We start from the raw sequence: 14,292 nt of genomic DNA on the forward strand, positions 1-14,292 counted from the left end.
GCGACCGCCACGGCCGACTTACGTAGCGACCTACGTAAATCCGCCTCGGCTGCGCGTCAGCGGGGCTCGCGATCCTCGCGCAAGTACTCGTCCATCAGCGGGGTCTCGGCGGAGATCGGGTAGTCGCCGGTGTACCCGACGCGCTCCTGTGCCATCGCCAGCACGCGGCCGCGGACCGCATACCAGCCGATCGTCAGCAGCGGGACGAGGGCCACGATGGCCACCAGATTCCAGTAGTTCTCGTAACACATCAGTCCGGTGACGACCGCCAGGAAAGCCAGCGTGGCATAGCTCGTATACGGCGTCGCCCACAGGCGGAACGCCGGCCGGCTCAGGATCCCCTTCTTCGACCAGCGATACAACTGAATCTGGCAGATGACGATCGTCGCCCACGACGCGATGATGCCCAACGCCGAGAGGTCCAGCGCGATGTTGAACGCCTCGGCCGGAACCACCAGGTTGAGGAACACGCCGACCACCGTGAAGCAGGCGGTGAGCGCGATACCGGCGAAGGGCACGCCGCGTTTGGACATCCGGCCGGTGAACTGGGGTGCGCTTCCGTTCATCGCCATCGAGCGCAGGATCCGGCCCGTGGAATACAGGCCGGCGTTGAGGCTGGACAGCGCCGCGGTCAGCACCACGAAGTTCATGATCGTGCCGGCGGCCGGGACCCCGATGCGGGAGAAGAATGTGACGAACGGGCTCTCCCCCTGCTTGTAGGTGGTGTACGGCAGCAGGAGCGCCAGCAAGATCAGCGAGCCGACGTAGAACACCGCGATGCGGAACACCACCGAGTTGATGGCCTTCGGCATGACCTTCTCCGGATTCTCCGTCTCCCCCGCGGCCGTGCCGACCAATTCGACTGCTGCATAGGCGAATATGACGCCCGAGGTGATGACCACCAACGACAGCAGACCGGTGGGGAGGATACCGCCGTGGTCGGCGATGAGCGACGGTCCGGTGGTCGCACCCTCCACGGTGAAGCGGCCCGCGAGGAACACGATGCCGACAACCAAGAACGTGACGAGTGCGACGACTTTGATCAGGGCGGCCCAGAACTCCATCTCTCCGAAGACCTTGACCGAGATCATGTTGACGGTCAGCACGATCACCAAGGCGATCAGCGCGATGGTCCACTGCGGGATCGCCTTGAAGGCGCCCCAATAGTGCATGTAGAGCGCGATCGCCGTCACGTCGACGATCGACGTGCAAGCCCAGTTGAAGAAGTACATCCAGCCGGCCACATACGCCGCCTTCTCCCCCAGGAACTCTCGGGCGTAGGACACGAAAGACCCTGACGACGGCCGGTGGAGTACCAGCTCCCCCAGGGCGCGCAAGATGAAGAACACGAACACACCGCAGACGGCGTAGACCAAGAACAGTCCCGGGCCTGCCGTGTGCAGGCGCCCACCGGCACCCATGAACAGGCCGGTGCCGATCGCACCCCCGATCGCGATCATCTGCAACTGCCGGGGCTTGAGCCCCTTGTGATAGCCGACATCCTCGTGGGCCAACGCGGAATTGTCGTATGTAGTTGGCGCTCCCATTGCCCGGGAATATCCAGCCGGCCCCGTACCCCAAACTCACCTGCGGTTAAACCTCGGTTACACAACGTTTCCCGGGTGTCACGTCAGCGCTCGCGTGATCAACGTGACGAATTCCGTGCACGTCTGGTATCGGGCCTCGGCACGCTTCGCCATTGCTTTCGCCAGGATGGAGTCGAACGCGCGCGGCACCCAATCGATCTTGCGTGACAGCCGCGGCGGCGGGTGATGAAGGTGGCGGTCGAAAAGTCCCATTGGCGTGGCGGCCGTGAACGGCGGAGCGCCGGCGATCAATTCGACTGCGGTGCAGGCAAGCTCGTATTCATCGGTCGCGGGCGACGGCGGCGACCCGGTCAACAGCTCTGGTGCGGCGTACGGCAGGGACGCCTGCACGTGGGAGGGGCGGGCAGCCATCGGAGGACACTGCTCGTCCACAACGTGGGCCACTCCGAAATCGATCAGGACCGCACCGATGTGCAGAAAATCTTCAGCGACAAGGATATTCGTGGGTTTTATGTCGCAGTGCACCACCCCCGCGCCGTGTGCGTAGTCGAGCGCAGCGGCGATCTGCGCGAGCGCCGACAGCTTGTCAGCCAACGATGCCAGAGCGGTCGCATTGCCCCCGTCGACGTATTGCATGGTGAGCCAGTCGGGTCCGCGGTCGAACATCGCGGCGATGTGCGGGTGGTGCAGGCCGCTGGCGATGTCGAATTCGCGTCGCAGACGTTCCAACGCCGCCGGGTCGCGATGCTCATCGGTCAGGATCTTCAGCGCAACGGCGGGTTCGGACTGCCGATGGGCAAGATAGACCATCGCGTTGCCGCCGCGCCCCAGCGTCCGGTCGACGACGTAGCCGGCGAACTGATCACCAGGGCGCAGCACACGGCAAGCCTATATTTCGGCGGCGAGGGCTTCCATCAGAAGTAGTGGCGCTCCATGTCTTCGAGCAATCCGATGCCGGTGGGTTGCCAGCCGAACCGCTCACGGGTGACGGCGCTGCCGGCCGGCATGTCGAGGCTGAAGAACCCAGCGATCCAGCCGAAGTGATCCATCGCGTTCTCGGCCGGCACGCTGGTGACCGCAACGCCGAGACCGCGACCGATGGTCTCGGCGATCGCGCGGGTGGTAACACCTTCCTCGCCGGTCGCGTGCAGCACGGTTCCGGCAGGCGCACCTTCGACTGCGAGCCGGAACAGGTGTGCGGCGTCGTCACGATGAACGGCCGACCATCGGTTCGCACCGTCGCCGACGTAGCCCGAAATGCCCTTCTCGCGAGCAATTCCCACGAGGTGCGGGACGAACCCGTAGTCGCCGTTGCCGTGCACCGACGGCGCGAGCCGCACGATCGACACCCGCACACCGCGGTCGGCGAACGCCAACGCGGCCTGCTCGGAGACGCGCGGCGACTGCGGGTTGGCGGTCTGGTCCTCGCGGAGCACCTGCCCCGGCGCGTGTCCGGCCGTGCCGCTGGTGACCACCAGCGGCTGGCCAGAATCAGCCAGGGTCTCACCAAGGGCGGTGATCGCGGCGCGGTCGAGTTCGCCCGCGTCGGTGAAGTTGTCGAAGTCATGGTGAAAGGCCAGGTGAATCACGGCATCGGCATCCGTGGCACCGCTGCGCAGACTGTCGAGGTCGGTGAGGTCACCGCGGTGGACGTCGGCACCGGCAGCGGCAACCGCGTCGGCGGACTTGTCGGAGCGGGCCAGACCGAGCACCTGGTGTCCGGCGGCCAGCAGCTCGGGCACCACGGCCGAGCCGACCCAGCCGGATGCTCCGGTGACGAATATTTTCATGGGACTACCTCCATGTCAGTCGCTGTCATCGAACACTAGCGCTGATGTCAGCAGCTGTCATCCCGCTAAAATTCCCGCATGGGCCGCTGGGAGCCGGATGCGCAGGGCCGCCTGCAACAGGCGGCCATGGCGCTCTACACCGAGCGCGGATTCGACCAGACGACGGTGGCCGAGATCGCCGAGCGCGCCGGTCTGACCGAGCGCACGTTCTTCCGCTACTTCGCCGACAAGCGCGAAGTGCTCTTCGGCGGCCAGCCCCAGCTATTGGATCAGTTGACGAAAGGCGTTGCGGAAGCGCCCGATTCGCTTGCCCCCCTGGATGCGGTCAGCACAGCGCTACAGGCGTTGGGCGCCACTTTCGGCTATCGCCGGGACGCATCACGGCTGCGGCAAGCGGTGATCGACGCCAATCCCGCTCTGCAGGAACGCGAGCTGTCCAAACGATCCGCACTGGCCGCCGCGATGGCCGACGGCTTGGTGAGCCGCGGTGTCCCCGAGACCACCGCACGCCTGACCGCCGAGGCCGGTGCCGCGGTGTTCCACCTGGCTTTCGAGCAGTGGCTGGCCGACGACACGCACGACTTGGCTCACTTCGTCCGCCGCGCGGTGGCGGACCTCAAGTCGAGCATGTAGCGCCGAGGTCGACGTTCTGCAGCGATCTACTCGCGATTGCTCGCCCGTTTGTCGGTTCGGGCGAGAAGGGCGTGGCACACGCGGACACGCTCGATCCACCAGTCGCGGCGCGCGGCCGGTGCGGCCAGTGCGGCCAGGCGCGCCGGATCCGGCACCACGTCACCGACGCGCAGGCCACCATCGACCAACGTGATCTCCGCGACGTCATCGACGAACAATCCGCCGGTCCCCAACCCGCAGGCATGCTGCAGCCGCGGCAGCGCCGCCGCCGCTGTCAGCCCGGCGGCGATGCCGACCGCGGTGTCCAACGCGCTGGAGATCACCACCGGAATGTCGATCTCGGCGGCGATGTCCAACAGTGCCCGCACCCCACCGAGCGGCGGCACTTTGAGCACCGCGATGTCGGCTGCCCGCGCGCGCACCACCGCCAGCGGGTCGGCTGCCTTGCGAATGCTCTCGTCGGCGGCCACCGCGACGTCGACCCTGCTGCGCACTTCGGCCAGTTCGGCCACCGATTTGCACGGCTGCTCAAGGTATTCCAGCGGACCGTCGGCGGTCAGCGCTTCTGCCGCCGCTACTGCCTGCTCCACCGTCCACCCGCCATTGGCGTCCACCCGCACCGTCGGGATCACCGCACGCACCGCGTTCACCCGGGCGACGTCGTCATCCAGCGTCTGGCCCGGCTCGGCCACCTTCACCTTGGCGGTACGTGTCCCGGGAAAGCGCTCCAACACTTCCGGCACGGTCTCCGCCGGCACGGCAGGCACCGTCGCATTGATCGGCACCACATCGCGGACAACGGAAGGCGGTGCCCTATAGGCGGATTCGATACCGGAGGCCAGCCAGTGCACGGCCTCAGGTGGTTCGTACTCGATGAATGCGCCGAATTCACCCCAGCCCGCAGGCCCGTCGATCAAGGCCACCTCGCGAACCATGATGCCGCGGAACCGAACCCGCATCGGTAGCGCGAGAACATGCAACCGATTCAGCAGGTCGTCCAGGTCCACCGCCATCAGATCGCGCGGCCGCGGTTCTCCCAGTACGGGTTGCGCAGGTCGCGCTTGAGTAGCTTGCCCGTCGGGTTGCGCGGCAGCGCCTCGGAGATCTCCACGCTGCGCGGGCACTTGTAGTGTGCCAGCCGCTCCCGGCACCAGGCGATCAGCTCCTCCTCGGACGTCTTACCGCCGAGCGACAGTTCGACGACCGCCTTGACCGACTCGCCCCACTTCTCGTCCGGGACACCGAACACCGCGGCGTCGAGCACCGCAGGATGATCGGTGAGCACCCGCTCCACCTCCACGGAGTAGATGTTCTCGCCGCCGGAGATGATCATGTCCTTGAGGCGGTCCTCGACGAAGATGAAGCCGTCTTCGTCGACGCGGCCGATGTCACCGGAACGGAACCAGCCGTCCTCGGTGATGGTCGAGGCGGTGGCCTCCGGCTTGTTGTGGTAGCCCTTCATCAGCTGCGGTGTGCGGAACCATAATTCGCCGGGCTGACCGACCGGCACCTCAGCCAGGGTGTCGGTGTCCACAACCCGGACCTCCACCTCCCGCGAGGGCTGCCCGGCACTGATCAGGCGCTCCGGCCGGGAGTCGTCGCGGTGCACCTCCGGGGAGAGCTGGGTGATCGCGCCGCACACCTCGGTCAGGCCGTACACCTGGATGAAATCGGTGTCGGGCCAGGCTTTCAGCGCCGATTTCAGCAGCGCGGGCGGCATCGGGGAAGCCCCGTAAACGAAGGTCCGCAGCGCGCTGAACAGCTTGACCGCGTCCTCGCCGGACTCCAGCACCTTGCCCAGCACCGCGGGCACCAGGAAAGTTCGGTTGGCACCCTGCAGGAGCGCTCCGGCAAGCGAGGCACCGTCAGCCTCGCGCGTCATGATCGTCGGGACACCGGCGTGAATGCTGTACTGCACGTAGGCGGACCCACCGACATGGAACAACGGCATCGCCACCATGTTCTTGTCGTCGTCGCCGAACTCGAACGTCGCAGCGTTCATCGTGTGCGCCAACACATTTCGGTGCGAGAGAACCACACCCTTGGGCCGGCCCGTGGTGCCCGAGGAATACATGACCAAAGCGGCATCCTCGGGATCGACCTCGGCGGGCCGCCCTACCGGGTTGGCCGTCGCCAGCAGGGCTTCGTAGCCATCGCCGTCCGCGCCGTCGGGCGTGACCTCGATGACCTCCGAGACGTTGGTCAGCTTGTCCCGGATCTTGTCGACAGCACCCATCAGTTCGGTGCCGACGATCAGCAGTTTGGCACCCGAGTCGTTGAGGACGTAGTCCATCTCGTCGGCGGCCAGCCGGAAGTTGATGACGGCGGTGGCGGCGCCGAGCGATCCAGCGGCCAGCTGCAGCTCGACACAGGCCGGGTGGTTCTTGTCCAGGAACGCCACCACGTCACCGCGGCCGATGCCACGCTCCACCAGGGCGCCTGCCAGCCGCCGGATCCGGTCGTCCCACTGCGCCCAGGTCCAGCTGCGGTCCAGGTAACTGATGGCCTGACCGTCGGGCTTGTGCTCGGCCCAGTACGCCGGCCGGTCGTCGAGAAAGCGTGGTTCGGGTGGTTGCATACGAGCCAGATTGCCATGTCGGCGAAAGTTCAGGTGCCTGCTCGTCGGATCCGGATTGGTCCGCGCCACTGCGCGTCCGGGTCGAGCTCTTCGCCTTTCTGGGTGATGACGACATCCCCGCTCCTGGCCAGCTCGCGGGCGAGATCGCGCGTCGCGTCCATCAGCTCACGCCAGTTGTCGGGGTCCACTGCACGGGCGGCGTCCGAGGGGCAGATCGTGCGCGGCGCACGCTCGGCCGTCAGTGTGAGGATCGCGGAACGCAGCCGCCTGCCCACGTCACTCACCGGAACCCCCGGGCGACGCGTCGTCCGGCCGAATCAGACACCAGGGACCTCGTCAACGATCGAGCGCCTCGTCGACCTGATCTGCAAGAGTCTCGAGGGCGCTGCGTTCGGAGGACCCGAACTGCTGAGACGCGATACCGAGGCGCAGCCGCTGGCAACGCTCTGCGATTGCTTGCCGGTGCTCCGACTGGCGCGCCACCCAGGCCAGGTCCCTCAGCAGTGTCAGAAGACTGGCCATGACCAGCGGATCACGTTCTCCGTAGATCTGCGGCTGGGTACAGACCATGTCGAGCAGATCGGGAAGATCGGGGCGGGCCACCACGACCCGTACGACGCCGTCCTCATCGCGCAGAATCCGCTGGCCCAGCCGCTGACCGGCCGCCTCGCACAACACGGCGGTACAGGATTGCAGCGCATGCACGGCGGTGGTGGGGTCGTTGATCCCCGGCGACAGCGCCCGAATGGCAACATCGGTCAGTTGGCGCAGCCCGTAGCCGACATCCTGGGTCGCGGTGCGTTCGACACCTGCGTGCAGCGCAGCGGCGACGCGTGTGCGCAGCGACGTGAGGCTGTCATCGTCGAGCTGGGCGGCAGCGTCTGCGGGACGGCAAAAAGCAACCGGCACGTTCGCAACGACGCTGCTACCGACGGGACGATCGACGAATACCACGGCATCGGCGTCAACCGCGGCGGCGACGAGCGCGGCCTCATCGACCTGGGTCAGGAAGCCCGAGGAATTCGCGACGATACGGTGCCCCCGCAGCCGCGGGGGCGGGGACGCCGGGGAATCCTCGTCCATTGGTGCCGCCGTGCGGCAGACGGTGTCGATGGCGTCGGTCGAGACGTGATCGAGCATCGTCTCGATCCGGATCTGGCGCACCAGATGAGCGAGAAACAGCACAAGACCAAGCACGCTGGCCGTCGCCAGCAGGTAGGCGGCGGTGACCGAAATCCGCGGTACGAACGCGGCGGACCCGTCGTCGGCATTTCGGACGGTGCGCAAGACGGTGAGCGCGAAGGCGAACGTCGCAAGAAACAGGGCGAGCGTGCGCTGCACGAACCGGTCTGAAGCGAACGTGCGCAGCAGCCGCGGCGAATACTGACTGCTGGCCAGCTGCAGTGTCACCAGCGTCAACGAAAACGTCAACGACGTGACAGTCATCAACGATGTCGCGATGGCGGCCAACACTTCTCGCGCACCGTCGGCTCCGCCGCCGAACAGATACGCCGCCAACGTCGGCGGCATGCTCTTGTCCACCGCCATGTCCAGCTGGGGAAGCGCAACGCCGAGGAGGACGGCGGCGACTACGCCTATCGCCGGTACCGGCCACAACCGGCTGCGGATCGCATCGACGAAGACCGCCTGGCGCTGCCGCGCGCCCCGAAACATCATGAATAACGCCGTGTCCTCTCGCGCACCGTCTGGTACGGACGCGTGAGCGCCTGATTCACCGGTTTGCGCCGGCGTCAAACCCCACGCGGTCGTCGAGCTTGGCGAACACCCTTCCTTCCGAACTGGAACACGTTCTAATGTGGACCGCATGAGTGACGAGCTGCTTCGCCATCCCCTCCATTCCGGCCACCTGACCGTCGGCGCACTGAAGCGCAACAAGAACAAGCCGGTGCTGCATCTGGGTGACACCACCCTGACCGGGGGCGAGCTCGCCGACCGCATCAGCCAGTACATTCAGGCGTTCGAGGCGCTCGGCGCCGGTAGCGGGGCGACCGCGGGCCTGTTGTCGCTGAACCGGCCCGAGGTGCTGATGATCATCGGCGCCGGCCAGACCCAGGGCTATCGCCGAGTGGCACTACACCCTCTCGGCTCACTGGACGACCACGCCTACGTGCTCAACGACGCCGGGGTGACGTCGCTGATCATCGACCCCAACCCGATGTTCATCGAGCGGGCGCAGGGCTTGCTGGAGAAGGTGCCCGCCCTCAAGCAGGTGCTGACGCTCGGCCCGGTGCCCGAAGCCCTGGGTGACTCCGCGGTGGACCTGATCGCAGAGGCTGCCAAATACCCGCCGAGGCCGTTGGTGGCGGCCGACCTTCCGCCCGACCATGTCGGCGGCATGGCCTACACCGGCGGAACGACCGGTAAGCCGAAGGGTGTGCTGGGCACCGCCCAGTCGATCACCACGATGACGACGGTTCAGCTCGCCGAGTGGGAGTGGCCGGAGAACCCGCGGTTCCTGATGTGCACGCCGCTGTCGCATGCCGGCGCGGCCTTCTTCGTGCCGACCGTGGTCAAGGGCGGCGAGCTCGTGGTGCTCACCAAGTTCGACCCGGCCGAGGTGCTGCGGGTGATAGAGGAGCAGAAGATCACCGCCACCATGCTGGTGCCGTCGATGATCTACGCGCTGATGGACCATCCCGATTCGCACACCCGGGACCTGTCGTCGCTGGAGACGGTGTACTACGGCGCCTCGGCGATGAACCCGGTGCGCCTGGCCGAGGCGATCCGCCGCTTCGGCCCGATCTTCGCGCAGTACTACGGACAGTCCGAAGCCCCGATGGTGATCTCCTACCTGGGCAAGAAAGATCACGACGAGAAGCGGCTGACCTCGTGCGGACGGCCCACGCTGTTTGCGCGCACCGCACTGCTCGACGCCGACGGCAACGAGGTGCCCCAGGGCGAGGTCGGCGAGATCTGCGTGTCGGGGCCGCTGCTGTCCGGCGGGTATCACAACCTGCCGGAGGAGACGGCCAAGACGTTCAAGGACGGCTGGCTGCACACCGGTGACATGGCGCGCGAGGACGAGGACGGCTACTGGTTCATCGTCGACCGGGTCAAGGACATGATCGTCACCGGCGGCTTCAACGTGTTCCCGCGTGAAGTCGAAGACGTCGTCGCCGAACATCCCGCCGTCGCGCAGGTGTGTGTGATCGGCACCCCCGACGAGAAGTGGGGCGAAGCCGTCACCGCGGTGATCGTGCTGCGGCCCGACCACCCCAGTGACGACGAGTCGGTGGCCACGCTGACCGGTGAGATCCAGGCCGCGGTCAAGGAGCGCAAGGGTTCGGTGCAGGCACCCAAGCAAGTGATCGTCGTCGACTCGGTGCCGGTGACCGCGCTGGGTAAGCCGGACAAGAAAGCCGTGCGGGCGCAGTTCTGGGAAGGGTCATCTCGAGCCATCGGCTAGCTGTTCGGCGCATACTTGGGTGATGTTGTCTCGGGTGATCCCGCTCGAGTACCTCAAAGAGCGCGACATCATGTTCTGGCTGCCGCCGGGCGGCCAGGACAACGACGTGTGGGCCGACACCTGGGTCATCCTCGCCGACCTCGAATCTGCCCACGCGGCACCGGTTCTCGCGCTTCTGCACGACGCCGACATCGGCGGGTACGTGGCCCGTCCGAGCGGCCTGAGAGGTTCACCGGCCAACGGCGTCCAGCTGTACGTGGACCGTGAGCAGATCCATCGGGCCACCGACGTGGTGATGCAGTTCCTGCGCGGCAAAGAGCAGCCGATCATGCCGCGTGCCGAACGAATCGCGCCGAGGATCCGCAGCAGGTTCACCGTCCCCGCCGTGCCCCGCGCAGTCTCGGTGGCGCTGCAGGTCGCGTTCATGGCAGGCCTGATCGCCCTGGGCATGGCATTCGCGTACTACCGCGGCGCGTCGATGTTGGAGCACCGACTGCACCATCCCGCGCCGACCTCGAATACGCCCGGCATGACCAATCCCACCGGGACCATTCCCAGGCCCTGAGCGGCGTCCCTTTCGCGCACTGGCAGCATGGGGCCATGCCCGTACGCGCTGTGCTGTTCGACTTCTCCGGCACCCTGTTTCGTCTCGAGGAGGACGACAGCTGGTTCGACGGCATGGAGTTGATCGGCGAGGACGGCCGTCGCGCCGTCGACGAGCACACACAGGCCGAGCTGATGGAGCGCCTCACCCACCCCACCGGCGGCTCGGTGACGAGAACCGAAGAGGCGCAGCGCGCCTGGGTCAACCGCGACCTCGCCCCCAGTCTGCACCGGGAGGCCTACATGCACGCGCTGACCGACGCAGGCCTGGCGGACGACCACGCCGAGACGCTCTATCAGCGGGCCGTCGACCCGGCATCGTGGATGCCCTACCCCGACACTGTCGAGGTCTTGCAGTCGCTTCGGGCGCAGGGTCTACGCACCGCGATCGTGTCCAACATCGCCTTCGACATCCGGCCCGCGTTCCGTACCGCCGGGGCCGATGCCGACGAATTCGTGCTGTCCTTCGAAGTCGGTGTGGTCAAACCCGATCCGCGGATCTTCGAGATCGCGCTGCAGCGCCTGGGCGTCGCCGCCGACGAGGCGCTGATGGTCGGCGACAGTGAAGAGAACGACGGTGCCGCGCGCCACCTCGGGTGCGACTTCGTCCTGGTCGACCCGCTGCCGGTCGCCGAGCGCCCGACCGGGCTCATCGACGCACTGCGCGACCGCGGCATCGGATGCTAGGCGTACCTTTTGGACATGGCCGACTCCGAGCGCATCAGGCCGCCGTGGTGGCTCAAGCCGATGAACAAGATCTTCATGGCGGCGATGCGTCTGGGAATCCCGTTCGGGACCGAATCGCCGGTGGTGTTGACGGTGCCGGGCCGCAAGTCGGGCAAGGCACGCTCGACGCCGATCACCCCGTTCACCGTCGACGGCAAGCGGTATGTGGTGGGCGGGTTCCCCGGCGCCGACTGGGTGCGCAACGCCCGCGCCGCCGGCGTCGTCACGCTGACCACAGGCCGGCACAGCGAAACGGTGCGCATCGTGGAGCTGCCTGCCGGCGAGGCGCGCCCACTACTGCGCGAGTTCCCCGTCCTGGTTCCGACCGGGGTCAGCTTCATGAAGAACGCCGGGCTGGTCAGCGAGGGCAAGCCCGAAGAGTTCGAGGCCCTGGCCGGCCGCTGCGCGGTATTCCGATTCGATCCGAGTGATGGAGTTCAAAACCCTTGACTGACAATCCGTTTGACCCGTCGCAGTGGCGAGCCATCGACGGCTTCGAGGATCTGACCGATATCACCTACCACCGGCACGTCTCCGACGGCACGGTGCGGGTGGCGTTCGACCGTCCGGACGTGCGCAACGCATTCCGGCCGCACACCGTCGACGAGCTGTACCGCGCGCTCGACCACGCCCGGATGTCACCGGATGTGGGCGTGGTGCTGCTGACCGGTAACGGGCCGTCGGCGAAAGACGGCGGCTGGGCGTTCTGCTCGGGCGGCGACCAACGCATCCGAGGCAGAAGCGGATACCAGTACGCCGAAGGAGAAACCGCCGAGTCCGTCGATCCGGCGCGGGCGGGGCGACTGCACATCCTGGAGGTCCAGCGGCTCATCCGGTTCATGCCGAAAATCGTCATCTGCTTGGTCAACGGGTGGGCGGCCGGCGGCGGGCACAGCCTGCACGTGGTCTGCGACCTCACCCTGGCCAGCCGGGAGCACGCCCGCTTCAAGCAGACCGACGCCGACGTCGGCAGCTTCGACGGCGGGTACGGCAGCGCGTATCTGGCGCGCCAGGTCGGCCAGAAGTTCGCCCGGGAGATCTTCTTCCTCGGCCGGCCCTACACCGCCGAGCAGATGCATCACATGGGCGCGGTCAACGAGGTGGTCGACCACGCCGACCTGGAGAAGGTGGGCGTGCAGTGGGCCAGGGAGATCAACGGCAAATCACCTCAGGCCCAACGCATGCTGAAGTTCGCCTTCAACCTGCTCGACGACGGGCTGGTCGGCCAGCAACTGTTCGCCGGCGAGGCCACCCGGCTGGCCTACATGACCGACGAGGCGGTCGAGGGCCGGGATGCGTTCCTGGAAAAGCGCGATCCCGACTGGAGTCCGTTCCCCCGATACTTCTAGTCGGGCCCCTGAGGTTCGGCGCGATAACCGGGGCACAGCACCGGAAACCGCGCCGAATTCGTCGCACATAGACTCAGCAGCCGTGAATCCCCTGCGCCGAATCACCGAGGCCATCGCGCTGACAGGTATGCGACCACCGCTGAGCCTGCCGACCGGTATCACCGTCGACCTGCGCGGCAAGCGAGTGCTGATCACCGGCGCTTCGTCGGGCATCGGTGCCGCCGGCGCCGAGCAGTTCGCCGCCGAAGGGTGTGAGGTCATCGTGGTCGCCCGGCGTGAGGACCTGCTCGCCGAGGTCGTCGACCGCATCACCGCCGCCGGCGGAGCTGCGACCGCGATCCCCTGCGACCTGGCCGACCTCGACGCGGTCGACGCGCTGGCGCAGCAGGTGGGCGCGGTCGACATCCTGGTGAACAACGCCGGCCGCTCGATCCGCAGGCCGCTGGCCGAATCGCTCGACCGGTGGCATGACGTCGAGCGCACCATGATGCTCAACTACTTTTCGCCGCTGCGCCTCATCCGCGGGCTGGCGCCCGCCATGCTGGAGCGCCGTGACGGACACATCATCAACGTCGCCACCTGGGGTGTCTTCAGCGAAGCCTCTCCGCTGTTCGGGGTGTACAACGCGTCGAAGTCCGCGCTCAGCGCGGTCAGCCGCGTCATCGAGACCGAATGGTCCGGCCAGGGCGTGCATTCCACGACGCTGTACTACCCGTTGGTGGCGACCCCGATGATCGCCCCGACCAAGGAATACGACGGGCTGCCCGCGCTGACCCCGGAAGAGGCCGGCGGATGGATGATCGAGGCGGCGAGGCACCGCCCGGTGCGGATCGCCCCGCGGATGGCCGTCACCGCCCGTGCGCTCGACGTCGTCGCGCCCGGCGCGATGAACCGGGCGATGAAGCGTCAGCGCCTGCAGCCGAACTGAGGTAGACACGACGGCATGGAGATCCTTGCGAGCCGGATGCTGCTCCGGCCGGCGGATTACGAACGCTCACTGGATTTCTACCGCGACGCACTCGGGCTGGCCATCGCCCGCGAATACGGCGGCGGGACGGTGTTCTACGCCGGGCAGTCGCTGATCGAACTCGCCGGCCACGGCGCGCCTGCGAACGCACAAGGTCCGTTCCCCGGCGCGCTGTGGCTGCAGGTGCGCGACCTCTACGCCACCCAACAGGAGTTGACGTCCCGCGGGGTCGAGATCGCCCGTGAAGCCCGACGCGAACCGTGGGGCCTACACGAGATGCACGTCAACGACCCGGACGGGATCACCCTGATCTTCGTGCAGATCCCCGAGGACCACCCGCTGCGGCGCGACAGCCGAAGCTAATGTGATTCGAGCGGCCAGCCGACCGAGGCCAGCCGTGCGGCAACCTGGTTCAGCTCTTCGGGATTGGGTTCCTTCTCGATGACCTCGCGGACCGCTTCACGGATCTGCTCTTCGCTCACCGGTGTATCGAAATCCGTTGCGCGCAGGATCGATTGGGCGGCCTGCACAACCTCGTCCTCGGCAAGCGACCTCTTCAGCAAGGCCAGCAGCGGGTAATAGTCCTTCGGCGGAACGCCTTCCGGATATCCCTTGTGCAGCCAGCCGAGGACACTGTCGAGAAATGCGGGGGGCTGTTGGATTGTCATCGCA

At 66.9% G+C, this 14,292-nt stretch carries 16 protein-coding genes; 8 read left to right on the top strand and 8 right to left on the bottom strand.

Going from position 1 to position 14,292, the window contains the following annotated elements; genetic code table 11:
* Window positions 1-56: 56 nt before the first annotated feature.
* The 3 genes from G6N32_RS23830 to G6N32_RS23840 form a co-directional block, all read right to left on the bottom strand.
* On the bottom strand, window positions 57-1,547 hold the full coding sequence (locus G6N32_RS23830) for an amino acid permease (protein ID WP_115318628.1): 1,491 nt from the start codon (window positions 1,545-1,547) through the stop codon (window positions 57-59).
* A gap of 78 nt (window positions 1,548-1,625) precedes the next feature.
* On the bottom strand, window positions 1,626-2,426 hold the full coding sequence (locus G6N32_RS23835) for a serine/threonine-protein kinase (protein ID WP_115318627.1): 801 nt from the start codon (window positions 2,424-2,426) through the stop codon (window positions 1,626-1,628).
* A 35-nt stretch (window positions 2,427-2,461) separates the two neighbouring features.
* A complete protein-coding gene (locus G6N32_RS23840) occupies window positions 2,462-3,337 on the bottom strand; it encodes an SDR family oxidoreductase (protein WP_115318626.1) in 876 nt (291 codons plus the stop codon).
* Between the two features lie 78 nt (window positions 3,338-3,415).
* On the opposite strand from G6N32_RS23840, the gene G6N32_RS23845 reads away from it, so the two are divergent.
* The gene (locus G6N32_RS23845) at window positions 3,416-3,970 is read left to right on the top strand and encodes a TetR family transcriptional regulator (protein ID WP_115318625.1); all 555 of its coding nucleotides are present in this window, start codon (window positions 3,416-3,418) and stop codon (window positions 3,968-3,970) included.
* Window positions 3,971-3,996: 26 nt separating this feature from the next.
* Here G6N32_RS23845 and G6N32_RS23850 read toward each other — a convergent pair whose 3' ends face one another.
* The 4 genes from G6N32_RS23850 to G6N32_RS23865 all read right to left on the bottom strand — a co-directional run bounded on the left by G6N32_RS23850 (window position 3,997) and on the right by G6N32_RS23865 (window position 8,225).
* Window positions 3,997-4,983: an o-succinylbenzoate synthase gene (locus G6N32_RS23850; protein WP_115318624.1), complete on the bottom strand. Its 987-nt coding sequence runs from the start codon at window positions 4,981-4,983 to the stop codon at window positions 3,997-3,999.
* On the bottom strand, window positions 4,983-6,548 hold the full coding sequence (locus G6N32_RS23855) for a long-chain-fatty-acid--CoA ligase (protein WP_115318623.1): 1,566 nt from the start codon (window positions 6,546-6,548) through the stop codon (window positions 4,983-4,985). The genes G6N32_RS23850 and G6N32_RS23855 overlap by 1 nt, the downstream gene beginning before the upstream one ends.
* Window positions 6,549-6,577: 29 nt before the next feature.
* Window positions 6,578-6,823: a DUF3253 domain-containing protein gene (locus G6N32_RS23860; protein WP_115319065.1), complete on the bottom strand. Its 246-nt coding sequence runs from the start codon at window positions 6,821-6,823 to the stop codon at window positions 6,578-6,580.
* Between the two features lie 61 nt (window positions 6,824-6,884).
* On the bottom strand, window positions 6,885-8,225 hold the full coding sequence (locus G6N32_RS23865; RefSeq protein WP_115318622.1) for a DUF2254 domain-containing protein: 1,341 nt from the start codon (window positions 8,223-8,225) through the stop codon (window positions 6,885-6,887).
* A gap of 148 nt (window positions 8,226-8,373) precedes the next feature.
* On the opposite strand from G6N32_RS23865, the gene fadD8 reads away from it, so the two are divergent.
* The 7 genes from fadD8 (at window position 8,374) to G6N32_RS23900 (ending at window position 13,983) form a co-directional block, all read left to right on the top strand.
* Window positions 8,374-9,975, top strand: a complete 1,602-nt coding sequence (fadD8, locus tag G6N32_RS23870; protein ID WP_115318621.1) for a fatty-acid--CoA ligase FadD8 — start codon at window positions 8,374-8,376, stop codon at window positions 9,973-9,975.
* 22 nt (window positions 9,976-9,997) lie between these two features.
* The gene (locus G6N32_RS28600) at window positions 9,998-10,540 is read left to right on the top strand and encodes a hypothetical protein (protein WP_174901040.1); all 543 of its coding nucleotides are present in this window, start codon (window positions 9,998-10,000) and stop codon (window positions 10,538-10,540) included.
* Between the two features lie 35 nt (window positions 10,541-10,575).
* Entirely contained in the window at window positions 10,576-11,265 is a 690-nt protein-coding gene (locus G6N32_RS23880) for an HAD family hydrolase (protein ID WP_115318620.1), read from the top strand.
* 15 nt (window positions 11,266-11,280) lie between these two features.
* On the top strand, window positions 11,281-11,754 hold the full coding sequence (locus G6N32_RS23885; protein WP_115318619.1) for a nitroreductase family deazaflavin-dependent oxidoreductase: 474 nt from the start codon (window positions 11,281-11,283) through the stop codon (window positions 11,752-11,754).
* A complete protein-coding gene (locus G6N32_RS23890) occupies window positions 11,751-12,653 on the top strand; it encodes a 1,4-dihydroxy-2-naphthoyl-CoA synthase (RefSeq protein ID WP_115318618.1) in 903 nt (300 codons plus the stop codon). The genes G6N32_RS23885 and G6N32_RS23890 overlap by 4 nt, the downstream gene beginning before the upstream one ends.
* 82 nt (window positions 12,654-12,735) lie before the next feature.
* Window positions 12,736-13,581, top strand: a complete 846-nt coding sequence (locus G6N32_RS23895) for an SDR family oxidoreductase (RefSeq protein WP_264028571.1) — start codon at window positions 12,736-12,738, stop codon at window positions 13,579-13,581.
* A 15-nt stretch (window positions 13,582-13,596) separates the two neighbouring features.
* Window positions 13,597-13,983, top strand: a complete 387-nt coding sequence (locus G6N32_RS23900; RefSeq protein WP_115318616.1) for a VOC family protein — start codon at window positions 13,597-13,599, stop codon at window positions 13,981-13,983.
* Here the strand turns inward: G6N32_RS23900 and G6N32_RS23905 are convergent.
* Window positions 13,980-14,288 carry a DUF3349 domain-containing protein gene (locus G6N32_RS23905; RefSeq protein ID WP_115318615.1) on the bottom strand — a complete coding sequence of 103 codons (309 nt, stop codon included), beginning with the start codon at window positions 14,286-14,288 and terminating at the stop codon, window positions 13,980-13,982. The two genes, G6N32_RS23900 and G6N32_RS23905, sit on opposite strands and share 4 nt — an antisense overlap.
* Between the last annotated feature and the right edge of the window lie 4 nt (window positions 14,289-14,292).

This window comes from Mycolicibacterium aichiense (genome assembly GCF_010726245.1).
In the GTDB taxonomy this organism is placed as follows: Bacteria; Actinomycetota; Actinomycetes; order Mycobacteriales; family Mycobacteriaceae; genus Mycobacterium; species Mycobacterium aichiense.